The following is a 23,419-nucleotide window of genomic DNA, read 5'->3' as shown; positions in this document are numbered from 1 at the left end:
CGGAACATTGTCATCACAAACGCTTGCGTGTCGCCTTATCGAAAAGATGAATGTCTTGCGGCCGCGCGGTTATCGATAGCCTCGTACCCTCGCGTGGAACATCGCCATCGCTGACGCGCGCGCGAATCAAGGTGCCGCCGCAGTCAAGATCGAGGATCGCCGTGTCGCCAAGGTCTTCGACGAGATCGACGATTGCCGGTATTCCGTTCGGAGTGATCCGGACGGAACCGGGCCTGATGCCCACGACGACATCGCGATCGCCGCCGTCCTTCATTCCGGTGTCGAGACGATGGCCCGCGATGTCGATGCCGCCGTCGCTATAGCGTGCCGGGATCAGGTTCATGGGCGGACTGCCGATAAAGGCGGCCACATCGATGGAGTTAGGCCGGGCAAAGACTTCCGCCGGGCGGCCGATCTGCTGGATTTCACCGGCCATGAACACCGCCATGCGGTCGGCCAGCGTCATCGCTTCCTCCTGGTCGTGCGTGACGTATACGGCCGTCACACCGAGCGAACGTTGCAGCTTCTTCAGCTCCACGCGGGTTTCCAGCCGCAGCTTGGCGTCGAGGTTGGACAGCGGTTCATCGAGCAGGAACAGCCGCGCCTTGCGCACAATGGCCCGCGCGAGCGCGCAACGCTGCTGCTGGCCTCCCGACAACTGGCCGGGTTTGCGTTCGAGCAGATGTTCGATAGCAACCTTGCGCGCAGCCTCATGCACCGCAGGCTTGATCTCTGCTGTCGGCAACTTCGCCATCTCAAGCGGGAAGGCGATGTTTTCGAAGACGGTCATATGCGGATAAAGCGCGTAGCTCTGAAACACCATGGCGATGTCACGGTCGCGCGCGTCCGAGGCCGTAATATCCTGAGCGTCGATAAAAACGCGGCCCGCGGTCGGCGCGTCGAGGCCGGCGAGAATTCGCAAGGTGGTGCTCTTTCCGGAGCCCGACGGGCCGAGCAACGCAAAAAACTCTCCGGGCTCAATCTCGAATGTCACGCCTTTCAGCGCGGCGAATTCGCCATGCATCTTCGAGATGCCATCAAAACGTACCTGACCGCGACCGCTCACCGACGTCCTCCGCCCTTGACCGCCCCGACGGTCAGTCCCTTGACGATATTTTTCTGGGCGACAATGCCGAGGATCACGACCGGGAGCATCGCGAGCACGGAAACAGCTGCGAGCTTAGCCCACAAGGTTTGTTCCACAGAGATGAAGTTGAACATGGCGACTGTGACCGGCCGCACGGTGTTGCCGCTCAGCACGACCGCGAACAGGAATTCGTTCCACGCATTGAGGAATACGAATACGATGGTGACGGCGATCCCGCCGCGTACCTGCGGAATGATGATCCGCCACAGAGTCCGCATCCGGCTCGCGCCATCGAGATAGGCGGCTTCCTCCATCTCGAACGGAATGTCCTCGAAGTAGGAAACCAGCAGCCAGATTGCGAAGGGCAGGGAAAACGACAAATAGATAAGAATGATACCCTGATAGGTATCGATCCAGCCGACGTTTCGCAGAATCAGGAAGTAGGGGATGATGATGCCGACTGGAGGAAGCATCTGGGTTGCGAGAACGTAGAAGCCCGCTGTTTTCTTGCCGCCGAAGCGCAAGCGCGCCAGCGCATAGGCAGCCGGCACGGCCATCAGCATTGTAATGACGGTGGTCCCGATCGAGATGATGAAACTGCTGATAAGATTCGGCAGGATCGATGCAGAACCGAACAGAACGTCGCGATAGGCACTCAAGGTCGGTTCAAAGAAGAGTTTTGGCGGGTAGGCGAGGACGTCGCGATCGGTCTTGAGCGAATTCAAGACACTCCAGACGATCGGGAAAACCCATGCCAGCAGAAACACCAGCGAGATTCCAAGCGTTACGGTGACACGAATTCGTCTGGCCGTCATTTTGCCCTCCGCAAGGCGAACAGCACGCCGGAGATCAAAATGGTCACCACGAGAAGGGCCACAGCGAGCGCGGAGCCGTAGCCGATCGACAATTCCGTGAAAGATTTACGGTAGGCGTAGAGGTTGAGAATTTCGGTGGCGGTGCCCGGGCCGCCTCCCGTCACAGTGAAAATCGCGGCGAACGCAGTCAGCGCAACCATCGTCCGCATGATGATCACCATGACAATCGCAGGCCGCAGCAGCGGCAGCGTGATGCGCCGGAAACGCTGCCACGCGGTTGCCCGGTCAAGGCGGGCTGCTTCATAGATATCTTCCGGAAGAGACGCGAGACTGGCCAGCAGCACCATGAACGCAAACGGGGTCCACTGCCATGTATGGATGACAATGACCGAGACCATTGCCAGGAAGGGGTCGCCGAGCCAGTTCTTGCTGCCGATGCCGGCATTGATTGCGAGGTAGTCGACAATGCCGAATTCGGGCGCGAGCATGAATGTTCGCCAGATCATGCCGACCACCGCGGGCGACAGCACAACAGGCAGAATGGCGATAACACGAAACCAGCTCTGCCCGCGCTTCATGTCCATCACGAGCAAGGCCAGCGCCAGCCCTAGTGCGACCTGCAGGATAACGGTGGAGCCGGTGTAAATCAGGCTGACCAGCAGCGACGACCAGAACCGATCATCGGCCAGCAGGATGCGATAGTTCTCAAATCCGACAAAGCCATCCGAAAACGGCATTGCGAGATCCATTCGGAACGCGCTCGTCCAGATCAGAAACAGGAGCGGGAAGGTCGTGGTTGCCATGAGCGCAACGAACGCCGGTGCAAGCAATGCACCTGCGAACCGCCGCTCGCGCTTCGCCAGCACGCGGCCGTAATCGCCCGATGCGATGACGGCCGCGTTGCCGGAAGCCCGCATGATTGTTGTCGCTGGCTTCGCCAAGATCAGCCACGCATCATCGGTTCGACGCGGCGCTGGGCGTCATCCAGCGCTGCCTTGACCGTCGCCTGACCGGACAGCGCCGACTGGATCGCAGTTGCCATGGTGTCGCCGATCGCCGGCCATTGCGGTACGCGCGGACGCCAATCGACATCAGTGTCGCTTTGCAAGGTCTGCATCGTGGCTTCGACGAAGTTGTCGCCGAAACCGTTCATCAGCTTGACGTAGTCCGGATCGCGCCAGATCGAGGTCCGGTTGACGCCCGAGCGTTTTGCCGGACCGGCGAAGCGATGCGCCGTTCGCGCCTGTGTCTCGGCGCTTGCAGCCCACTGGATAAACAGCCAGGTCGCTTTCTTCTTCTTTTCGGAAAGGGCTGCGTTGATCGGGAAGCCCCAGTTCCAGATCGAAGTCACCCGTTTTCCCGACGGCCCCTTGGGCCAGCGTGCATAGGCAACCTTGCCGATGACTTTCGATTTTTCGGCATTGTTGACGACCGACGCCGAGGAGTGCGCGTCGATATAGCTTGCCACCGTTCCCTGCGAGAAGGCGTCGGCAATGTCGGGCCAGTTCCAGTTGGCCGCGGCGGTCGGCGCATACTTGCGCATCACGTCAATGTACCAGGCAAGGGCCGCCTCGGCTTCGGGGCCGTTGACCGTGAGCTTTCCGCCCTTGAACCATTCGCCGCCGAATTCGCGGAAGATGGAGGGATAGATGTACATGTTCTGGCCCGCGCCGGCGACGCCGCGCAGCGCGGTACCCCAGATGCGATCATTCGGTGCGTTTAACGCGACGGCGTTGGCAACGAATGTCTGAAGGTCGTCGGCTGGCTTCAGCCCCTTCGCGTCGTAAAGATCCTTGCGATAGACCTGAATGGTGACTTCGCCGTCGTAAGGCACGCCGTAGAGCTTGCCGTCGATGCTGTCGGCGTTTCGCCAGGCCGGAATAATGTCGTCGAATTTGAACCAGTCGGCGTCGGTCAGCGATTTATCGCCAAGGTAGCTGTCGAGCGGTTCCACCCATTTGTTAGCGGCATAAAGCGAATAGTACATCGGGTCGGCAGCATGGGTTGCATAGGTCGCGGTTTTCGACGTGAGATCAATCACGCTCTTTTGGCGGATTTGCGCAGGCGGAATTTTTTCGAACCTGACATCAATGCCCGTGAGCGCCTTGAACTGCGGCGCGAGCGAAATCAGATTATCGAAATAACTCGCTGGAATAACCGCAACGGTGATGCTTTCACCTGAGGTTTGCTGCCAGTCGATTTTGGCGGATTTGTAAGGCGCGAGGTCGGCGTCCTGTGCAGAAGCCTGCCTGAGCAGAGCAGGGGCACCGATGATCAACCCTGATGCAGCGGCGGTTCCCGTCAGGAATTTTCGGCGCGTTGGCTTGTATGACTCCATATGTCGTCCTCCCTTGGCCCGGCTTTATAACCGGTTATGTTAGAACATTGGTCAAATGTTATAACATGTCAAGCTGCACTGCATCGACGCGTCACCAGTCCGAGGGTAACGTCAGGACATGAAAAGCATTGCGATTCTCACCAGCGGCGGAGATGCGCCGGGCATGAACGCCGCGATACGTGCTGCGGCGCGTAGCGCTCTCGATCAGAATATGACGGTCTATGGCATCCGCCAGGGATTTCAGGGTCTGATTGAAGATCAGATGCGCCAGCTCAATGCGCGCGACGTTGGTGGTGTCATTCATCTGGGCGGCACCTTTCTCGGAAGCGCCCGCTCCAAGGAATTTAGGGAAGAGAGCGGCCGTTCGAAAGCCATACGTAATCTTGCCCAGCGCGGGATCGACGGGCTGGTGGTGATCGGCGGTAACGGATCGCAGACCGGCTCTTACATGCTGAGTAAGCTCGGATTTCCTGTGGTGGGCATTGCATCGACGATCGACAATGATCTGTTCGGAACCGACGTCACTATCGGATGCGATACCGCGATCAACGTGACGCTCGAAGCCATCGATTATCTGCGGACCACTGGATCGTCCCACAATCGCGCGTTTCTTGTCGAGACGATGGGGCGGGATTGCGGTTACCTTGCAATGATGGCGGGCCTTGCGGGTGGTGCGGAGGTGATCTCCACTCCGGAGCTTGAAGTCTCCGCCGCTGAAATCGCGCAGCGATTGCGCGCAGCCTATGAGCGCGGCAAGACTCACGCCATCGTGGTCATCGCGGAAGGGGTCAAGGACAACTCTGCACGAATTCTTTCTTATTTCGAGAAAGACAAGCAGATGATCGGCTTCGAGTTGCGCGCAACCGTGCTGGGGCATGTCGTGCGCGGCGCTCCGCCGACCGCCGTTGACCGGTTCCTTGCGACTCGGCTGGGTGTTTGCGCCATTCAGGCTCTCAGCGAGGGCAAGTCAGGTGTACTGGTTGGTTACCAGAAGGGAAACATGACCCTCACGCCTCTGGCAGACATTGCGGGGCTCACCAAACCAATTGAACCAGGGCTTATCGAGTTAGCCCGGATCCTAGCAAAATAAGATATGAGGTTGCGGCTGTCAGACGCGGGCCGGGCGTGATTTTCCGCGATCGTTGCATTTGCAATCAAGCTTCCACGATCCTGTATCCAATGCCGGGTTCGGTCATGATGATGCGGGGATCGTCGGCTTTCGCTTCGATCTTCTGGCGTAGTTGTCCGATGTAAACCCGTAAATATTGGGTGTCGGCCGTGTGAGCAGGCCCCCAGACCGCAGTGAGAATGTGGCGGTGGGTGAGAACCTTGCCCGCGTGTTTCGCAAGAAACGACAACAGCTCGAATTCCTTCGGTGTGAGTTTGATCTCGGTCCCGCCGCGGGTAATGCGATGACGCACACTGTCGATTTCAAGATCGGCCACGGCAAGCACCGCCGTTTCATCCTTGCGCTGCATACGATGCCGGCTTGCCGTTCGCATCCGAGCCAGCAACTCGCCGACGCCGAACGGCTTGTTCACGAAATCGTCGGCGCCAAGGTCGAGCGCCTCGATTTTTTCGGTCTCACGGTCGCGAGCTGACAGCACGACAATAGGAACGTCCGACCATTCGCGAACGCTTCGAATCACATCCTTGCCGTCGCCGTCGGGCAGGCCGAGATCGAGCACCACGATGTCCGGCGCAGTGGCCGCAATCTGACGTATCGCCTCAGCGACCGTACCGGCAACCGCAATATCGTAGCCGTTGGCCTCAAGCGCCGGCCGCAAAAATCTCAGGATCGCGACTTCGTCATCGACAATAAGGACGCGCGTATTTGCCGTCATGACGCGACCTCACTAATCGGGAATTCCATTGTAATCCGTGTGCCGCGGCCCGCAGACACCGGACTTTGCGCCAAGGCGTCACCGCCATGAGCTTTCATGATGCCTTTGGCGATGGCAAGCCCGAGACCCGTACCCTGGCCCTTGTTGGTCGTGGTCTCCGACAATGTGCGGGCACTGACGAATTTTTCGAACACGCGAGGCAGAACGTCTGGCGGGATGCCGGGGCCATTGTCCTGAACAGACAATGCAAGCGTCTTTGACGAGACCTCGGCAGTGATCACAATTGTGGTTTCGTCCAGTGTGTGTTCGATGGCATTGCCGATGACATTTCCAAGCGCTTGCTCGACGAGCAAGGCATCGGCCCGAACGAGCGGCAGTTCCGTTGGGAGCTGGATTTTTAACTCCTGATGCGCCCCGCGGCGCCGCGCAGCGCTGACCACCCGATCGATGATCTCGCGCAGGTCGACCCAGTCCTCACGCAACTCGAGGGCGCCCGCGTCGATCCTCGTCATGGACAACAGGTTGCGCACCATGCCGTCGAGATGCTCGACCTCTTCCTTGATATGGCTGAGCAGGTCCGTGCGGCCTCGCGCGTCGATCTTGTCGCCGTATTCAATCAGGCTTGTCGCTGAACCGAGAATGGAGGCGAGGGGAGTGCGGAAATCATGGGAGATCGAGGCGAGTACGGTATTACGCACTCTTTCGGCTTCGATCTCCGAATTCGCGGTCACCATATCCCGCGACAGCATCGCGCGCTCGACCGCAGCGGCGGCCTGCTCGGCAAGCGTGTCGAACAATACGCGTGTTTCCGAGTCCATCGCGCGCTGGTCTTCGACAACGATGCCGACGACACCGAGCGAGCGCTGCGACGCTCGCATCGGGACAAAGAACCACGGTACAAGAGGCAGCGTCGATGTGTTCCGTCCGGCGGGTTCGCCGTGCTCGAATGCCCAACGCGCCGCTGAGAGGGAAGCGGTATCGAGCGTATCTTCCGGAGGCCATGCCGCGACGACGTTCAACCCATCGTCTCTCTCGAGCAGGATGATTGCCGGTTTTCCGAGGCTGCCGTGAATTTCGCTGACCGCACCCTCGGCAATTTCATCGACGCTGGCGAGGCCGGACAGTCTGCGGGTGAACTCGTAAAGCCGGCGCGTGGCGCGGATGCGACCGGCGGCATTGCTCGCTTGGGTTTTGACGCGGCCGGCCAGTGCAGAGGTGGTTACGGCGACCGCGAGAAAGATGACCAGTGCCAAAAGTTCGTATGGTTCGGCAACGGTCAAATTATAGAGCGGTTCTATAAAGAAGAAATTGTATGCCAGAAACGACAGCAGCGACGCATAGATCGCAGGGCGGATACCGAACGTGACGGCGGGAAGCAGCACAGCCACAAGAAAGATCATCGACAGATTCGGCAACGGCGTCAGCGACGTTAATCCGCGTCCGATCAGTGCGGCCGCACCGACGCCGACAGAGGACCAGATATAGGGCATCGGATCAAAGGACAGATGCTGCCAGGACGGCGACCATGATCGTCGCGGCGCGGACGAGGTGTTTCCGGTCACGACATGAACAGCGATGCCTTCCGCGCGCCTGATAATCTCCAATTGCAAGGAATTGCGGAATAGCTCTGTGAGAAAGCGTGGACGCGCGCGGCCTATGACAATCTGGGTTACATTCTCAAAGCGGCAAAAGCGTAGAATTTCGTCGGGCAGATCGTTTCCGATCAGGGTCTTCGTTTCGCCGCCAAGCGTCTCTGCAAGCCGGATCGCGTCGTCGATACGCCTGCGGGCGTCGTCGGCGAGCGGGCGGCCAGGCCGCTCCACGGTCACGGCGATCCACGGCGCGTCCATCAAATCGGCCAGCCGTTTTGCGGTACGCACAATCGTTTCCGCGGCGGCTTCAGGCCCAATGCAGGCAACGATCCGTTCTCCCGCAGCCCACGGCCCTTCAATGGCGTGCGCCTGCATACGGGAGACGAGATGCGCGTCCACCCGTTCGGCGGCCCGACGCAATGCCAATTCGCGAAGCGCTGTCAGATTTTGCGGCTTGAAGAAGCTTTCGACAGCGCGCGCGGCGGTGTCCTGGACATAGATTTTGCCCTCTGCAAGCCGTTTCAGGAGTTCGTCCGGCGGGAAATCCACCAGCACGAGCTCATCGGCTTTGTCGAAAACGGTATCCGGCACGGTCTCGCGCACGCGAACCTTGGTAATTTTCTGGATGACGTCGTTGAGGCCTTCGAGATGCTGAATGTTCAGCGTGGTCCAGACGTCGATGCCCTGGTCCAGTAGTTCATCGATGTCCTGCCAGCGTTTCGGATGTCGGCTGCCGGGGACGTTGGTATGCGCGTATTCATCGACCAGCAACAGGGCCGGCTTGCGCGCCAGCGCGGCATCAAGATCGAATTCCTTGATCACCTGGTTGCGATAAACGATGGGTTTCCGGGGCAGAGTCTCGAGATTGGCGATGAGTGCCTCGGTCTCGCGACGGCCATGGGTCTCGACCAACCCGGCGACAACGTCATGCCCTTCGTCCTGCGCGGCGCGCGCGGCAGATAACATTGCATAGGTTTTCCCGACGCCGGGTGCCGCGCCAAGAAATATCTTGAGGCGCCCGCGCGACTCCCTGTTAGCGAGGGCGAGCAAGGCGTCGGGAGAAGCTCTGGCGTCGGATCTGGCGGGCATGGTTGTCCTTATGCCCTTCGATATTAGGGCTGAATTACCTCAAGCGCGAGGTTAAGTCCGAGAACATTGACGCGCGGTTCACCAAAAATGCCCAGCGTCCGTCCTTCCGTCCGGGCGTCGACGAGATCCCGGATCTGTTGTTCTGACAGTCCGCGTGCCTTGGCGACCCGTGGAATCTGGCTCTTCGCATTGGCCGGCGAGATGTGCGGGTCCAGCCCGCTGGCGGACGTCGTGACGCTGTCGGCCGGCACCGGACCGCGGATGCCGTCTGCGCGCAGCTTCTCGATATCGCCCTTGACGCGGTCGACGAGCTTTTGCGATGTCGGCCCCAAGTTCGAACCGCTGGAGTTGGCGGCGTTGTAGGGCGCGTCGATTGTCTTGCTTGAATCGGCGGGATCGGGGGCGCTGGTGGCCGAGGGTCGGCCGTGGAAATATTTTGCGTCCGCGAAGTTCTGCCCGATCAAACTGGAGCCGACGACCTTGCCGCCTTTCTCGATCAGGCTGCCGTTCGCCATTCGCGGCATCGTGGCCTGTGCGATGCCGGTGATTGCGAGAGGGTAGGCGAGGCCGGTCAGGGCGACGAAAAGCGCCAACAGGACGATGGCGGGGCGAAGATGCGTGAACATGACAACCTCCTTCAGGCCAGATGCAATGCGTTGACGATGATATCGACGATCTTGATGCCGATGAACGGCACGATCAGTCCGCCCAGGCCATAGACTACAAGATTGCGCCGCAGCAGCGCGGCGGCCCCGACCGGTCGATAAGAAACGCCCTTCAGCGCCAGCGGGATCAGCGCCACGATGATCAGCGCGTTGAAGATAACGGCCGACAGGATAGCGCTTTGCGGCGTCCCGAGCTGCATGATGTTGATGGCGCTCAACTCGGGATAGGTTGCAATAAAGAGAGCCGGGATGATCGCGAAATACTTTGCGACATCGTTCGCGATGGAAAACGTCGTCAGCGATCCCCGTGTCATCAGAAGCTGTTTGCCGATACCGACAACTTCGATCAGTTTTGTCGGATTGGAGTCGAGATCGACCATGTTGCCGGCTTCGCGCGCAGCCTGTGTGCCGGTCTGCATCGCGACGCCGACGTCGGCTTGCGCAAGGGCAGGCGCGTCATTGGTGCCGTCGCCGCACATGGCGATCAACCGGCCCTTGGATTGTTCCTCGCGAATGTAGCGCAATTTGTCTTCCGGCGTCGCTTCCGCAATGAAATCGTCAACACCGGCCTCCGAAGCGATTGCCGCGGCCGTGACCGGGTTGTCGCCCGTCACCATCACGGTGCGGATTCCCATCCGCCGCAGTTCGGCAAAGCGCTCCTTGATGTCTGGTTTGACGACGTCTTTCAGATGGATCACGCCAAGCAGGCGATCGCCGTCGACAAGCCCGAGCGGCGTTCCGCCGGACCGGGCGATCCGGTCATAGGCGCTGCGGAATGCAGCAGGCTCCTGCTGGTCGTGGCTTCCGCTGTCGCGCGCAAATTTCAACACCGCGTCGATAGCGCCCTTGCGTAGGCGGCGTGACCCGGTATCCATGCCGGACAATCGTGTAGTTGCGGAGAATTCCACAAAGACTGCGTCGGCTGGCTGCTGATGTGTAGCGATGCCATACTTTTCCTTCGTGAGCGCGATGATCGAACGGCCTTCTGCTGTCTCGTCGGCGAGGCTGGCCATCATGGCGGCTTCCGCAGCCTCCCGTTCGGTCACGCCTGCAACCGGGATAATTTCGCTGGCCAGACGATTGCCGAAAGTAATGGTCCCGGTTTTGTCGAGCAGCAGCGTGTCGACGTCGCCGGCCGCCTCGACGGCGCGTCCGGACATTGCCAGCACGTTGAACTTCAGCAGACGGTCCATTCCGGCGATGCCGATCGCCGACAGCAGGCCGCCAATCGTGGTTGGGATCAGGGTGACGAGCAACGCCGTCAGCACCGTGATCGAAAGCACGGTGCCGGAATAGCTGGCCAGGGGCCACAGCGTGACGACGGCGATGAGGAAGATCAGCGTCATGCCAGACAACAGGATGGAAAGGGCGAGTTCGTTCGGAGTTTTCTGCCGTGCAGCGCCTTCGACCAGCGCGATCATCCGGTCGAGGAATGACGAGCCGGGCGCCGACGTGACGCGAATGACGAGCCAGTCGGAGATGACGGTTGTGCCGCCGGTGACGGCGGAGCGGTCGCCACCGGATTCGCGGATGACCGGCGCAGACTCGCCTGTCACCGCAGCTTCGTTAACCGATGCGATGCCTTCAACAATCTCGCCGTCGATGGGAATGATCTCGCCGGCGTCGACCCGTACCAGATCCCCGACTTCGAGATCGGATGCGGTGACACCTTCGTAAAGCTCGTTATTTCCGGTCATCAGAATTCGCTTTGCCCGCGTTTCCGTCCGGGTCTGCCGGAGTGTATCGGCCTGCGCGCGGCCACGGCCTTCAGCGATGGCCTCGGCAAAATTGGCGAATAGTACGGTGAACCAGAGCCATGCCGCGATCTGGCCGCTGAACAACGCGGGTTGGCCATGGAACAGATCGTTGGCAAAGGCGATGGTAACGACCGCTGCGACGACCTCGGTCACGAAAATGACCGGGTTCTTCATCAGGTGCCGCGGGTTGAGCTTCCGGAATGCGTCAGCGATCGCACGCATCATCAGGGCGGGATCGGCGATTGCGGTTTGCTGTGTCTTGCGTGTCATTGCGATCAACTTTCATTCGAAATTGCAATGGTTACAGTTCAGAACGTCTTGCCCGCGAGCATTTGGAAGTGCTCGACGATGGGGCCAAGCGCCAGCGCAGGGAAGAATTCAAGTCCCGCGACAATCAGGATCGTGCCGATCAAGAGAGCGACAAACAGCGCGGTATGGGTCGGAAAGGTACCCTCGGACGCTGGCGCCTTGATCTTGCCGATCAGCGAACCGGCAATCGCCATCGCCGGCACGACGTAAGCGAACCGTCCAAGCAGCATCGCAAGGCCGAGCGTGACGTTATACCAGGGCGTGTTGGCACTGAGTCCGGCGAAAGCTGAGCCGTTGTTCCCTGTCGCCGATGAATAAGCGTAGAGGATTTCCGACAGGCCATGCGGACCGCTGTTGGCGAGGCTGGCGAGAGCAGTGGGTAATACCGCTGCGATCGCAGCGAAACCAAGAATCGACAGCGGCAGGATCAGCAGCGCCAGCATGGCGAGCTTCACTTCCTTGGCCTCTATCTTTTTGCCAAGATATTCCGGCGTGCGGCCCACCATCAGACCCGCGATGAACACGGCGACGATCGCGAACACCAGCATGCCGTAGAGCCCGGAGCCGACACCACCCGGCAATACTTCGCCAAGCTGCATCATGACGAGCGGCATCAATCCGCCGAGCGGCGTGAATGAATCGTGCATCGCGTTGACGGCACCACAGGAAAGACCCGTGGTAATCACGGCATAGAGCGCGGACATGGCCGTGCCGAAACGAACCTCTTTGCCCTCTATGTTGCCGGCGGATGGGTCGACACTCAGCGAGGTGAGTAGCGGATTTCCTGCGGCTTCAGCCCAGTAAGCAACGATGACACCCGCGATCAGGATCGTCAGCATGGCTGCGAGCAGGGCCCACCCCTGTCGCGTATCGCCAACCATGCGGCCGAATGCGTATGGGAGGGCGGCCGGGATCACCAGCATCGCCCAGATTGAAATCACATTGCTGATCGCGCTCGCGTTCTCGAAAGGATGCGCCGCGTTGACGTTGAAAAAGCCACCGCCGTTGGTGCCGAGCTGCTTGATGGCTTCCTGACTGGCGACCGGGCCAAGCGCGATGGTCTGCTTGATGCCCTCAAGTGTCGTCGCATCAACGGAGCCCAGCAGCGTCTGCGGCAGGCCGGTTGCGATATAGGCGAGGGCAACGACAGCCGATAGCGGCAACAGCACGTAAAGAGTCGCGCGCGTTAGATCTGCCCAGAAATTGCCGACGGTCGAACTTCCCGAACGGGCCAGCGCGCGCACGAACACCAGCGCCAGCGCAATGCCGGTTGCCGCGGACAGAAAATTCTGCACCGTCAACCCTGCCATCTGCACCAAATGGCTCATGGTGGTCTCGCCACCATAGGCCTGCCAGTTTGTATTGGTGACGAAGCTGGTCGCGGTATTGAAAGCCAGATCTGGCGGGACTGCGGAGAATTCCTGCGGATTGAGCGGGAGCACGCCTTGGAGACGCAGCAAGGCGTAAAGAAACATGAAGCCGGCCGCGTTAAACACCAGCATCGCAACGGTGTAACCGCGCCAGGACTGTTCACGCGACGGATCGACGCCGGCGAGGCGGTAGAAGCCGTTTTCAACGGGGCCAATAACGGGCGACAAAATCGTCCGGCCGCCGCTGAAGACCTGCGCCATGTAGACCCCAAGCGGCTTCACGCACAACAATACCAGAATGAAAATGGCGGCGATCTGAATCCAGCCGATCAATGTCATGACAAAAGTCCTCGCAAGCATGCGTCGTTAAAATCGCTCCGGGCGGAGCAATGTGAGGAGCAGATAGATGCCGAGCGCGACAGCGACGGCGAGGCCGAGGAGGGGGTCAATCATGACAGCCTCCTACAGTCGCTCGGTCGCGGCTGCGTAGAGGATCATGGATGCGAAGAACGCGAGCCCGAGGCCCAGGTACAGAAAGTCCAGCATGGTCGTCTCCCGTTGAGATGGAGCAGGACCAGAGCTAGAGCGCCTGACATAAAGGATCGATTGGGAATGAGGCTGGAGATCGTAAGGATCGTATAAAGATGCGGGCGCGTCGCATTGCGAGGCGAAAAGCCTAGATTTCTCTTATGGTTACGGATCTGACGAAAATTGACGATCGGACATTCAGGACAACGAGTTACCCTTTATCTTCCGGCACGGCGTTGATCCCGTCGAGGAGAATTGCACGATACGTGCGACCGAGGGCGTCTGAAGCAAATCCTTGCGGGACAGGAATCGCAGGGTGCCTCGCGGATTGGCATCGCAGAAAGCTGAAAGCGTGCCAGCAGTTGCCGCGACATTATCCTGCTTCGGAATCACGGCGATGCCGCCATCCTTCAAAATGTACGCATCCCTGACGTTCGACATACGGGTCGTCGCCAAACATGTCTTGAACAGGCCTTGATAAGCTTGCGGTGGCTGCGGGAGATCGCCTCCGACGCCGCCCAGCAAATAGTCACGGCTCTTGCTGCAGCCTTCAGCATGGGCGGGCGCAGTGATGAACCCGATCAAGACGATGCCCGCGGCGAGTGCTTTCATCTCACGAGCCCCGCCGAAGCCGCTGTCCGGGGAATGCGTTCCTCTCGCCGCGCCTGGTTTTGGACCGAATGCCGGTTTGATGCCTTGAAAATCGCGCGCTCGCCAGACCGCAGCAGACCATAAGTTTCGGCGGCGCAGCGTTCCCATGACAACGCGCGCGCATGTGCCGATGCGCCGGCGGCGAGAATCGAGCGCGTATCACTGTCTTCAACAATTTCTGTAATGGCGTGCGCGATAGCTTCGGGTGCGGGTTCAACGAGAAGTCCAGTTTCATCGTCGATCACGGCGTCGGGAACGCCGCCGATGGCGGTTGCGACGCTCGGCAGGCCACCGGCGCCAGCTTCGAGATAGACGAGACCAAAGCCTTCCACCCGCCCGGACGAATCCGGCACGCCGGTCAGGCAAAAGAAATCACTGGCGCCATAGATGTCGCGGATGGCTTCATTTGGCAGCGAGCCCAGAAGATGGACGTCGCAACCCGACGTGTCGACCATATCGCGTAGTTCCTCGACATAGTCCGGTTCGCCATTCGGGCCAATGACCAGCCATGTGATGCGCTTCCGTAACTGTTCCGGCAGGAGGGCAAGCGCTGCGAATGTCATATGGTGCCCCTTGCGGCGTGTGAGCCGGGCAACCGTGACCATGACGATCTTGTCCGCTCCGATGCCGTAGGCTTTGCGGGTCGCCTCCCGGGCGTTAGGTGGACCGAACCAGAAGTCCGATACGCCAAGCGGGATCGCACTGATCCGCTGCGGCGTGATGGCAAAACGGCTGTGAAAAAGATCACGCGTATAGCGGCTGTTCGCAGCCACCTCCATCCGCGGTCCAAAAACTCCCGCGGTGCGGATCGCAAGACGCTTGAGCGGTGTCTGCGTCTCGTTGATTTCGGTGCCATGAACGGTCATCAGCAGACGAGCTCGCGTCCGACGTCGTGACAGAGCCAGCGGAATGAAAAACGGCCAATCCGCGGCATGAACGATGTCGTAATCGTCCAGTCTCAGGCGATTGCGCGCGAGAAGAATCTTGGATGGCAGATTCCGCATCGAATGGAGACCGCCGCGAAACCGTTGAAGCTCGAAAGGAAGCGATCCGTCTTCGGCTGGAGAACTCTTCGAATAGTCCGGAGCAAGAACCGTCATTTTTGCGCCGAGGCCGGCAGCGGCGGCGGCGATCTCGCGTGCGTAGGTGCCGATCCCGCCGGTCGCGGGAGCGAACTCGCTTGTGAGCATCAGAATATTCATGGAGCTTCCCCAATAGCCGTTCAGTGGGTCTGCGGATTGACGATCATACCCCGCGTATTCTGGATTTCCTGATGGTAGCGGAAGACCCGCGCAAGCTGCGTTCCTGGCGTGAAGCTCTTGATTCCCGCTGCGATACGTGACGAATCCATCTCGCCGTTGGCGATAGCGTCGCGGACGTTGATGAAGCGGTGAGCGAGACGTTCCACCATGTCGGATCTCGAATCGCTACGTCGCACCAGATAACCACCTTCGCCGTCGCGAATAACGGCCTCGAGCTGAGGCAGGTGCATGGCGACAACGGGGCGCCCGACGGCCAGCGTTTCAAGAACGAAGCGCGGCATTCCCTCGAATTCCGAGGTCAGAATCCCAACATGCACACTGGCCAATGTCGTTGCCATGCCGGCAGCGTCCTTGAATCCATGTCGAATGGTGTTGTTTTCGATCGCCGCGAATTCGGCGAACCGGTGCGGGTCGCTGGTCCCTATATAGTGAAACTCGACCTTTTCCTGCACGAGTTGCTGCAGCCGCCCGATGGTTTGGAACATCAGCGGCGGGTCCTTGAACTCATCAAGGCGGCCCGCAAAGACAATGCGGAATGTCGTCGTGTCACGGGACAGTGGCTGTGGCTTGAATATCTCCGTGTTGACCCAAGTCCACAGCGTATCGATTTTTTCCTTCTGCCGCGGATAAGTCTTCTGAAGCCGCTCGGTGATGTACGGGTTCACGCAAAGAAATTTGGAGCTCGTCGCCATGGCAAAGCGCTCACCGGCATTGTGGACAAACGAGTATTTTTGTAGCAACGAGTCCATCCGCAGCTTCGGCGCACCTTCACCATGCAGCATCTGGACGAAGGGCTGTCTAAGAACGGCAGGCAGCCAGGAGAATTCCACGCGGCGCAAATCGATCGAGCAGCGGCGTGCACGGATCAGCTTCGCGATAGTCCCGAAGTTGCGCAGCAGTGCCATGAAAAACTGCCCTGTCAGCGACGTTCGGATGGTGCGGGCAGCTTCGCGCGCCTGCTGATCTGAATAGTGTAAGATCGGAAGGAAATCGAAGGTCCGGCCTCGAAAGATGAGCTTGTGAATCTCGCCAAGTTTCAGGTCCCCCGCTGAGTCCACTCCGATGAACAGCAGATCGGTGTCGTTAGGATGAAAAGTGATGAAATCCCTGATGTAGGTCTCAAGGCCGCCAACCTTCTCGCCGCGCGGATCGAACGGATGGATCAGGCAGATTTGATAACGCCGCTCGACGCGACCCGCATTTCTGGCCCGCTGCGCAAGTGTCAGTATTGATGTCATGCCGCTTTCCTTATTCGTGCTGTTACGATTTGCGGAATGCTGCGAGCGACCAGCCCGGGGACAATCGCCATGCATCGTGCATAACGCGGTCCCAGCCGGCGCGGATTGCGCAGCATTCGCCATGCCCATTCGAGGCCTATCTTCTGCGTGATCGCCGGGGCGCGATCCTGTGTGTGGGCGATAAAGTCGAGGGCAGCGCCGATACAGAGCAACCCGACGCCAGGAAGTTCATCGAGACAGCGCGCCGCGAAAATTTCCTGCCGAGGCGCACCTAACGCAACGAAGCAGAGTCTTGCGCCGGATGCCCGGATCTCGTCGATCGCACGGTCGGCCTCGTGGGAGTAGGGATCAAATTTGGCGTTCGGCGAGAACCACCCAACGACTTCAAGCCCTTTGAATCTTTCAGACAATCGCCGGGTTGTTCTGTGAAGGGTGAGATTGTTGGAGCCAAGAAAGAAAACGGGGATCCCGTTTCGTCCGGCCTGCTCGCAAAGCGGCTGGACAAGGTCGGCGCCGGTTGTTCTCTCGATTTGCGCTCCGGCGAGACGACCTAGAATAACGATCGGAAACCCATCGGCTGTAACGAATCGCGCTCGACGATAGGCCGCGCGAAAGTCAGGGAGTTGTTGCAGTTGCGCAACGTGATCGAGGTTGAGCGTACAGACGCTGAAGCCGTCACCCGATCTCGCTGCCGATACGATTGAAGATACGGCCGCTGGCATCGATAGAACGTTGATGGCGATGCCATCGACGATGAGATTGTCCGGCTGTCGCATCTGCGAGTCCAGCATGTCGATCTCCTGACATTGTGGTCGAGGTACGCGTGCACAAAAACAAGGTGCCCTTCGTTGATGACGATGGACCGACGCACTCGAAGATTTAATTCTTCGAAACGATAACGTCACGAAATCGCACCATTGCGACGCAACGATGGCGTCTGGCTCACTTAGTTCAGCGACGGCGAGACAAAATTATTCTTTCAAAGGAGGTCTGCCATGCATGTGGCGTGTTCACGGCGACAAGCACTTGCGGTTCTTGCTGGCGCGAGTGTTGCATCTAGCCGAGTGACATTTGCGGCTAGCGCAAATGAAAGTCTTGGCGCAATTGCGGCGGCGAATGGATTCGTGTTCGGCGCGGCCGCAGGGCCCGTGATCGATAAGGATCTTGCGTACCGGGAACTCTATACAACGCACACCAGGATTGTGACGACCGACGTCGCCATGAAAATGGGCACGATTGCGCCACAACCGGGACCGAAGCGTTTCGAAAGCGCGGACCGCCTGCTGCGATTCTGTGCAAGCAACAAGATCCCGATGCGCGGCCATTGTCTCATTTGGAACGAGTGGGTTCCATCATGGGTGAAGAGCATGACGACCGCAGAGCGGCAGACATTTTTCGACGGCTATATCGAAGAGGTGGTCGGCCGCTATGCGGGCAAGCTGCATTCTTGGGATATTGTGAATGAGCCATTCTGGCCGGGGCACAAGGCGCCGGGTGGTTATCGGCTGGGTCCGTGGTACGACACATTCGGAACAGGTTACGTGCGGCGCGCGTTCGAACGTGCGGCGTTGGCCGACAAGAAAACAAAATTTGTCCTCAACGAAGCTCAGACCGAGCGCGACGATGATGTCGGACGTACGGTTCGCAAAGGCCTGCTCCGCTTGGTCGATGAACTACAAGACGCCGGCGTGCCGCTCCATGCCGTCGGGTTGCAGGGACATCTTCAACCGCGCTATCCGCACGATCCCGCACGGTTCGCGGATTTCGTCCATACGCTCGCCGAGCGTAAGGTCGATATCTATATTACCGAGTTCGATGTTCGAGACGATACGTTTCCGGATGATATTCCGAGCCGCGACGCAATGATTGCCGAAACTGCCGAAAAATTCCTCAACACCGTGTTGCAGATCCCTGCCGTCAAGGTCGTGATCGCCTGGGAGCTTGCCGATAACTATTCGTTCTATACGGATGCGGCCAAGAAGAAGAACCCGCTTGCCGAGCGGCTTCCGCGGCCGCTGCCCTTCGACGATGCAAACCAGAAGAAGCCGCTCTGGTACGCGATGGCGCGCGCGTTCAAGAACAACGCGAGAAAGGTGTAGCCGTCGAAAACCCGGTCGCCATCACGTTTGCTGCGGCCGGGCGCGGCGCAGCTTCAACATGGACGGCGCATAAAGCACGGCGAGTATCGCCATATAGGTCGCCGCGCCCATGGCAATGTGCGCGGTGAGCGCGACGAAGTTGGCAGCGTTCGGCAGAATCCGCAAAACAGCGCCCATCCCGACGGTTGCAAGTGCGATGCGGACCAGATGACCCAGCGGCAGCGTCAATCCGAACTGCGAGAATCCGATCGTGAAGCTCGCAATCGCTGCGGCTGAAGCGGCGACGACGGTCGCAACGGCCCCGCCAACGATGCCCCAATACCAGATGCAGATAAAGCTGAGGATGACGGTCACTATGGCATCTATGCTCGCGACCACTATCAGCAGGCGGGTCCGGCTGTGCAGGAGAAATACCTGATCGCCGAAATGTGCGCGCAGATTGCGGATAGCGCCGGCCAGAACGGACAACGGCAGAACCGCCAATGTCACCTGCTGAAATGGCGCTGCGATTAGCAGATGGACGATCTCGGCGCGCAGCATGAATATTCCCACGATGCTTGGCGCCAGAATAGCAATGAGAAGCGCACTGTTGTCTGCGAGCTGCCGCATCGCGGCCTTGCTGCCGCTGTCCTCCATGCGCTTGACCGCGATCGGGAATGCCGCAGCCGTGACGAGCATTGCCGCGACAGCCGCCGCCCGCTGTCCGAGACCGTAGCCAACCGCGAACAAGCCGGCAGCAGCAACGCCCAGCATGTCGTTGACGATGAAGCGAGAGGCGTTGAGGCCAACCCAGCCCAACGCACCGCCGATAATGATCGGAATGCCGTAATGCAGCGCGTGCCTGACAATCGAACGATCGATCGGCCATAACCGCCAGCCATAGCCGATTTTCGGCAGCACGATAAGGATGGCGACCAGCTGCGCGATGGCGTAACCCACCAGCGGCCATTCAGGATCCTGACCGAGCAGTTTAATCAGGATCAGGCCAATGATGAACCCGATCGCCGGCCCGACAACCTGCTGGATCGAGTAGACGGCGATCTGCTGCTGCACACGGGCGCGTTCGCCGATGTAAAGATTGAATGAGCGGGTGATAATGTAGGCGACGGTTGCAATGAGCAGTCCGGCATTTGCATCCGGCGCAATCACCAGAATCAGAATACCGATGATGGCCGCGCTCTGGATCGCGATCGAGGCGAGCAAAACGGCGCTTTCTGTCCGGCGAAAGCGTTGCGCATCGTCGCCGCTCTGAAAGCGTCCAAAGAATCGCAATGCGTATTGCGACCACCACGCAAGAAAGCCGATCTGCAGGAGTTCATGCGTGGCTGTAATCAGCGTAATGACGCCGAGGGTATGCTCGCTGACGACATGGGTCCAGACCACCATGGCGATCAACTGGAACAGCGGGCCGACGATCTGCGCCGGCATATAAAGAAGTGTGTGGCGCAACAGCATGGTCAGGCCCCCAGCCAACGCGAAAAATGGGAAGGAGCGATCCGCCGTACAGCCAGCAGGGCGCCGACACTGACGAGAGCAGTTACCGCATAGGTGGTTGCAAAGTCCGCGATGGGTCCGAAGGCGCGCAACGATGTGTGGTCGCGCAGCGCCATGACCGGGAAGATATGCCAGAGGTAAATGAAGTAGCTGCCTGACCCGATGGTTGCCAGCAACGGCAACCGCGGACGAAGAACCAGCAGCAGGATGCAGAGCAATGACGCATAACCGAAGAATGCAGTCGAATCGTAGTCGGCGGCGTCGCCGATACCGAATATCCTCACCGCTGCATATATTAAGTAAGCCGCCAAAGCCGACGCAGCCAAGATGAGGCGCATGTTACGAAGTTCCGGCCCGCTGGTGAATAGCCCCACAAGGGCGCCTAATGCCACAAAGGAAAACCAGAACGGAATATCACGCAGACGCACTTCCTGAACGATCGATTCTGAAATGCTGACGCGAGCCAGCAAGGGATCGATGTAACTCCCGGCAATGAGGCCGACCACGATCGAAAGCGAAAGGAGAACAGCAAGCCGTTGCCGGTCGTTGGAAGCGTTACGTTCAGCGATCAGAAAAATCAGCCACAAGCCGAGAGTGCAGCCGATATAGACGAAGACGTAGTAGTAGACAAAGACGTAGGCGAAAATGAATCTGGCAGCGGCCGTCGTGACGCGGTGATCCATCGCAGCATTATGCAAGGCCATGTAGATATAGGCCGCGACGAAGACAATGGCATACGGAATGAGCGCCGCCTTGACGCGCTTCCACAACGCAACCTTTCCCGAGAGCGCGGTCAAATAACCTGATGCGAACAGAAAAATCGGCACACAGGGGCGCAGCGCCGCATCGATCAATTTTTGCCAGGATGCATCGAGCGGCTGGGGAAGCGAGTGGATCGCGATCACCATGAGGATGGCGATACCACGCGTGGTGTCGATGACAGAGTCCCGGCCCACCGTTCGCGTGCGTGCGTCCTGGTTGGCTATCCAATGGTCGGAAGCGCGCGACACCATCGTCATCGCGTGTTCTCCGGCTGCGGGATGGCTGGCGCCGAAGCTCGTTGTGCGATTCGATGGTCGAACATCTCGTTTAGATATCGGCGCGAAGGCGTTTCAAAGAACCGGTATGACAGAGCGCTTGTGGCCGCGAGAACCGCGACGGCGACCGGCAGTAGAGCCAGCTTCCCGCCCGGCGTGCCGATGGGCAGATAACGCGCACCGAACGTCAATACGGCGGTGGCAACCGGAATGTGGAGCATATAGCAGGAGTAAGTGTAGACGGAGCTTCGATCGAAGCGCATCCGCGTCAGTAAGGTCGATGCGCCGAAAGTATCGCAATGGATCGCGAGAACGGCGATCGCATAGACTGCAATGAGAGCCGCCAATTCCGGCAGGAGCCACCCGAGCAGAATGAATGCCGTCAGGGCGCTCGTCAGAATGCCTGGAATTATGGGCCAGCGCGCGATCTGGTCGCGGAAGAGATAACATGCGACGCCGAGATTGAAACCGGGAAGCGCCCGGAATACGCCGCCTTTGTTGATCCATTCAGCCCATGGTGCGGTTCCGGTCGCCGCTGCATAGAAGCTGTTTGCGATCATCAGGATGACGACAAGCGCGAGGACAAGTTCCTTGCGACGGACAGCGAGAACGGCCGCAACGGGAAAGGCGAGATAGCAGAACATTTCCGCGGACAGCGACCAGCTCGGAAAGTTGAAGGTCAGCCGTTGACCGTCGAGAGCGTGAAGCAGGAAAAGCTGTGCTGGGATATCGGACAGAGGATAGCGCGCGAGATTTCCGTCATTTGCATAGCCGGTATAAATTGCGAGCGCGATAATCACATAGAACGCCAGCGTGGCCAGATGGAGCGGATAGATGCGCGCCAGCCGCCGCCAGAGAAATCGTCCGATCGATGGAAAGTCATCGACCTTGTCGAGGTACTGACTTGCAATCACAAAGCCGGAGATCACAAAGAACAGGTCTACGAACAAATTGAAATGCAGGGTATGCGCGAGCATAAAGCGCCCTGCAGGGACGTCCTTCACGTAATCCGCATAATGCAAGACAACGACGGCGCTGGCGGCGATGATCCGCAACGCATCCAGATGTCGCGTGTTGTGGCGTGGTTCCTGCAACGGTTCTTTCCTGGTAAATTGATTGCTTGTGCGAAAGATTGCTCTTGCCTACGGCGTGATGCCGCGGTCATCCCGATTGAACTGAACAAGTGCCGCTGGAACGGACGTGCGCCGCTGGGCGACTCGGGTGATCAGGTTGATGACGGCGTCGTGGTCCGAGGCGGCAAGAGCATTCCAGCGCGCCAGGTTTTTCGCCGCGCGCGTGGCGTGGAACGCTCGCCATTCCGGCGCTGAAATGGCGTCGGAAATTGACCTGACCGATGACGAAAGATCGGCGGAATCGATGAAGATTCCGGATTGACCCAGCACTTCGCGGAAAATCGCGGCATCAGGCGCCACGATTGGAAGGCCCGCATACTGCGCTTCGAGCAGCGGCAGGCCGAGGCCTTCTTCGTGGGATGTGCAAATGAATACGTCGGCATCCTGAAGGATCTGTCTGGCACGATCCGTCGATTGGTAGCCGTGCAGGATAACGCCCGGGCATGCTTCAAGCATACGCCAGTCTTCGCCCCAGCCTTCGCGGCCGACAATTTCCAGCGTCGCGTTTTCGAAACCACGCTCGCGTAGCGCGGCGAGAATTCGTGCAGCTGCGAAAAAATTCTTGCGCGGCTCGACGGTTCCAAGTGCGACGAGGCGAAGCGGGGACATCCTCCCGGAGGGATCGGAACGTTTGTCCGGGGACAGGTTGAACACGTTGCGCACCGGCGGGCGGTAAAGTGTGATCTCTGCATCCGATCTGCAGTACCTGGAGAGCTTGTGCCAGGTATCGACCGAATTCACGAGAAAGCGAGGATAATTCTTGACCGCTAACTCAAACGGCTTTGCCATATAGAGCTTGGCGCGCCAGTTGAGATCGGCCCGCCGTGACAACAGAAACATGTCGTGAATGTAGGGAATGACGCGCGCCGCGAACGGCCGCAGCAGCGGGCTGGGCGGAAAGCCAGGGCACAACAGGATGGAGGATGGATCCAGCAGCCGGGACGGGAGCCCGAACGTCTGCGTCGCTACCATGCGTCCGGCGCCCTGCACGGTCACTGGAACGACGTTGAGCGGCGCGAGAGTTTCCTGCGAGAACAACTCAAGCGTAATGCGTTCGAGGCCGGTAACATGACGTCCGAGATGGGTGTGGTCGACGTAAATGGTCATGTGA

Annotated in this window: 20 protein-coding genes; 2 read left to right on the top strand and 18 right to left on the bottom strand. The window is 59.3% G+C overall.

Translation table 11 applies throughout. The features are described from left to right. Positions 1-13: 13 nt before the first annotated feature. Genes AC07UB_RS16175 through AC07UB_RS16160 form a run of 4 tightly spaced genes read right to left on the bottom strand, consistent with a single transcriptional unit; the run spans position 14 to position 4,240 of the window. Positions 14-1,066, bottom strand: a complete 1,053-nt coding sequence (locus AC07UB_RS16175; protein WP_492790478.1) for an ABC transporter ATP-binding protein — start codon at positions 1,064-1,066, stop codon at positions 14-16. Further along, the gene (locus AC07UB_RS16170; RefSeq protein ID WP_492790477.1) at positions 1,063-1,902 is read right to left on the bottom strand and encodes a carbohydrate ABC transporter permease; all 840 of its coding nucleotides are present in this window, start codon (positions 1,900-1,902) and stop codon (positions 1,063-1,065) included. Before AC07UB_RS16170 ends, AC07UB_RS16175 begins: the two co-directional genes overlap by 4 nt. Next, positions 1,899-2,819, bottom strand: a complete 921-nt coding sequence (locus AC07UB_RS16165; RefSeq protein ID WP_492790476.1) for a carbohydrate ABC transporter permease — start codon at positions 2,817-2,819, stop codon at positions 1,899-1,901. The genes AC07UB_RS16170 and AC07UB_RS16165 overlap by 4 nt, the downstream gene beginning before the upstream one ends. 26 nt (positions 2,820-2,845) lie before the next feature. Continuing rightward, positions 2,846-4,240, bottom strand: a complete 1,395-nt coding sequence (locus tag AC07UB_RS16160; protein ID WP_492790475.1) for an ABC transporter substrate-binding protein — start codon at positions 4,238-4,240, stop codon at positions 2,846-2,848. A gap of 118 nt (positions 4,241-4,358) precedes the next feature. Between AC07UB_RS16160 and AC07UB_RS16155 the strand changes: the two genes are divergently transcribed. Then, complete coding sequence (locus AC07UB_RS16155; protein ID WP_492790474.1) at positions 4,359-5,330, top strand: ATP-dependent 6-phosphofructokinase; 972 nt, start codon at positions 4,359-4,361, stop codon at positions 5,328-5,330. Between the two features lie 64 nt (positions 5,331-5,394). Here AC07UB_RS16155 and AC07UB_RS16150 read toward each other — a convergent pair whose 3' ends face one another. The 10 genes from AC07UB_RS16150 to AC07UB_RS16105 form a co-directional block, all read right to left on the bottom strand. Beyond that, on the bottom strand, positions 5,395-6,084 hold the full coding sequence (locus AC07UB_RS16150; RefSeq protein WP_492790473.1) for a response regulator: 690 nt from the start codon (positions 6,082-6,084) through the stop codon (positions 5,395-5,397). Then, positions 6,081-8,765: a DUF4118 domain-containing protein gene (locus tag AC07UB_RS16145; protein WP_492790472.1), complete on the bottom strand. Its 2,685-nt coding sequence runs from the start codon at positions 8,763-8,765 to the stop codon at positions 6,081-6,083. The genes AC07UB_RS16150 and AC07UB_RS16145 overlap by 4 nt, the downstream gene beginning before the upstream one ends. 23 nt (positions 8,766-8,788) lie before the next feature. Next, positions 8,789-9,391 (bottom strand): potassium-transporting ATPase subunit KdpC, encoded by a 603-nt coding sequence (gene kdpC / locus AC07UB_RS16140; RefSeq protein WP_492790471.1) that lies wholly within the window; start codon positions 9,389-9,391, stop codon positions 8,789-8,791. 11 nt (positions 9,392-9,402) lie between these two features. Next, a complete protein-coding gene (gene kdpB, locus AC07UB_RS16135; RefSeq protein ID WP_494654469.1) occupies positions 9,403-11,457 on the bottom strand; it encodes a potassium-transporting ATPase subunit KdpB in 2,055 nt (684 codons plus the stop codon). A 38-nt stretch (positions 11,458-11,495) separates the two neighbouring features. Beyond that, positions 11,496-13,205 carry a potassium-transporting ATPase subunit KdpA gene (gene kdpA / locus AC07UB_RS16130; protein ID WP_494654471.1) on the bottom strand — a complete coding sequence of 570 codons (1,710 nt, stop codon included), beginning with the start codon at positions 13,203-13,205 and terminating at the stop codon, positions 11,496-11,498. A 27-nt stretch (positions 13,206-13,232) separates the two neighbouring features. Further along, positions 13,233-13,319: a K(+)-transporting ATPase subunit F gene (kdpF, locus tag AC07UB_RS16125; RefSeq protein WP_494654775.1), complete on the bottom strand. Its 87-nt coding sequence runs from the start codon at positions 13,317-13,319 to the stop codon at positions 13,233-13,235. A 273-nt stretch (positions 13,320-13,592) separates the two neighbouring features. Beyond that, entirely contained in the window at positions 13,593-14,006 is a 414-nt protein-coding gene (locus tag AC07UB_RS16120; protein WP_494654473.1) for a hypothetical protein, read from the bottom strand. Further along, the gene (locus tag AC07UB_RS16115) at positions 14,003-15,247 is read right to left on the bottom strand and encodes a glycosyltransferase family 4 protein (protein ID WP_494654475.1); all 1,245 of its coding nucleotides are present in this window, start codon (positions 15,245-15,247) and stop codon (positions 14,003-14,005) included. Before AC07UB_RS16115 ends, AC07UB_RS16120 begins: the two co-directional genes overlap by 4 nt. Positions 15,248-15,267: 20 nt before the next feature. After that, on the bottom strand, positions 15,268-16,545 hold the full coding sequence (locus tag AC07UB_RS16110) for a glycosyltransferase family 4 protein (protein WP_494654477.1): 1,278 nt from the start codon (positions 16,543-16,545) through the stop codon (positions 15,268-15,270). Further along, positions 16,542-17,450, bottom strand: coding sequence for a WecB/TagA/CpsF family glycosyltransferase (locus AC07UB_RS16105; protein ID WP_494654479.1), 909 nt, complete (start codon positions 17,448-17,450; stop codon positions 16,542-16,544). Before AC07UB_RS16105 ends, AC07UB_RS16110 begins: the two co-directional genes overlap by 4 nt. A 90-nt stretch (positions 17,451-17,540) precedes the next feature. On the opposite strand from AC07UB_RS16105, the gene AC07UB_RS16100 reads away from it, so the two are divergent. Next, positions 17,541-18,644: an endo-1,4-beta-xylanase gene (locus AC07UB_RS16100; RefSeq protein ID WP_492790463.1), complete on the top strand. Its 1,104-nt coding sequence runs from the start codon at positions 17,541-17,543 to the stop codon at positions 18,642-18,644. A 21-nt stretch (positions 18,645-18,665) separates the two neighbouring features. Here the strand turns inward: AC07UB_RS16100 and AC07UB_RS16095 are convergent, their stop codons facing one another. The 4 genes from AC07UB_RS16095 to AC07UB_RS16080 are packed head-to-tail and all read right to left on the bottom strand — an operon-like array spanning position 18,666 to position 23,415. Further along, a complete protein-coding gene (locus AC07UB_RS16095; RefSeq protein ID WP_492790462.1) occupies positions 18,666-20,099 on the bottom strand; it encodes a lipopolysaccharide biosynthesis protein in 1,434 nt (477 codons plus the stop codon). Positions 20,100-20,101: 2 nt separating this feature from the next. Next, a complete protein-coding gene (locus AC07UB_RS16090) occupies positions 20,102-21,157 on the bottom strand; it encodes an acyltransferase family protein (protein WP_492790461.1) in 1,056 nt (351 codons plus the stop codon). Beyond that, positions 21,154-22,269 carry an acyltransferase family protein gene (locus tag AC07UB_RS16085; RefSeq protein WP_494654482.1) on the bottom strand — a complete coding sequence of 372 codons (1,116 nt, stop codon included), beginning with the start codon at positions 22,267-22,269 and terminating at the stop codon, positions 21,154-21,156. The genes AC07UB_RS16090 and AC07UB_RS16085 overlap by 4 nt, the downstream gene beginning before the upstream one ends. 48 nt (positions 22,270-22,317) lie before the next feature. After that, positions 22,318-23,415, bottom strand: coding sequence for a glycosyltransferase (locus tag AC07UB_RS16080; RefSeq protein WP_494654484.1), 1,098 nt, complete (start codon positions 23,413-23,415; stop codon positions 22,318-22,320). Positions 23,416-23,419: the final 4 nt, after the last annotated feature.

The sequence above is a fragment of the Afipia sp. GW821-FHT04G03 genome, from assembly GCF_059419985.1.
Note: the sequence above shows the minus strand (reverse complement) of the source record. Positions and strands in the feature narration are given on the sequence as shown.

What these genes read in the sequence shown, in the direction of transcription:
- AC07UB_RS16170 (WP_492790477.1), bottom strand. Translation starts at nt 1,902, where the DNA reads ATGACGGCCAGACGAATTCGTGTCACCGTAACGCTTGGAATCTCGCTG.
- AC07UB_RS16165 (WP_492790476.1), bottom strand. Translation starts at nt 2,819, where the DNA reads ATGCGGGCTTCCGGCAACGCGGCCGTCATCGCATCGGGCGATTACGGC.
- AC07UB_RS16160 (WP_492790475.1), bottom strand. Translation starts at nt 4,240, where the DNA reads ATGGAGTCATACAAGCCAACGCGCCGAAAATTCCTGACGGGAACCGCC.
- AC07UB_RS16155 (WP_492790474.1), top strand. Translation starts at nt 4,359, where the DNA reads ATGAAAAGCATTGCGATTCTCACCAGCGGCGGAGATGCGCCGGGCATG.
- AC07UB_RS16150 (WP_492790473.1), bottom strand. Translation starts at nt 6,084, where the DNA reads ATGACGGCAAATACGCGCGTCCTTATTGTCGATGACGAAGTCGCGATC.
- AC07UB_RS16145 (WP_492790472.1), bottom strand. Translation starts at nt 8,765, where the DNA reads ATGCCCGCCAGATCCGACGCCAGAGCTTCTCCCGACGCCTTGCTCGCC.
- kdpC (WP_492790471.1), bottom strand. Translation starts at nt 9,391, where the DNA reads ATGTTCACGCATCTTCGCCCCGCCATCGTCCTGTTGGCGCTTTTCGTC.
- kdpB (WP_494654469.1), bottom strand. Translation starts at nt 11,457, where the DNA reads ATGACACGCAAGACACAGCAAACCGCAATCGCCGATCCCGCCCTGATG.
- kdpA (WP_494654471.1), bottom strand. Translation starts at nt 13,205, where the DNA reads ATGACATTGATCGGCTGGATTCAGATCGCCGCCATTTTCATTCTGGTA.
- kdpF (WP_494654775.1), bottom strand. Translation starts at nt 13,319, where the DNA reads ATGATTGACCCCCTCCTCGGCCTCGCCGTCGCTGTCGCGCTCGGCATC.
- AC07UB_RS16120 (WP_494654473.1), bottom strand. Translation starts at nt 14,006, where the DNA reads ATGAAAGCACTCGCCGCGGGCATCGTCTTGATCGGGTTCATCACTGCG.
- AC07UB_RS16115 (WP_494654475.1), bottom strand. Translation starts at nt 15,247, where the DNA reads ATGAATATTCTGATGCTCACAAGCGAGTTCGCTCCCGCGACCGGCGGG.
- AC07UB_RS16110 (WP_494654477.1), bottom strand. Translation starts at nt 16,545, where the DNA reads ATGACATCAATACTGACACTTGCGCAGCGGGCCAGAAATGCGGGTCGC.
- AC07UB_RS16100 (WP_492790463.1), top strand. Translation starts at nt 17,541, where the DNA reads ATGCATGTGGCGTGTTCACGGCGACAAGCACTTGCGGTTCTTGCTGGC.
- AC07UB_RS16095 (WP_492790462.1), bottom strand. Translation starts at nt 20,099, where the DNA reads ATGCTGTTGCGCCACACACTTCTTTATATGCCGGCGCAGATCGTCGGC.
- AC07UB_RS16090 (WP_492790461.1), bottom strand. Translation starts at nt 21,157, where the DNA reads ATGACGATGGTGTCGCGCGCTTCCGACCATTGGATAGCCAACCAGGAC.
- AC07UB_RS16080 (WP_494654484.1), bottom strand. Translation starts at nt 23,415, where the DNA reads ATGACCATTTACGTCGACCACACCCATCTCGGACGTCATGTTACCGGC.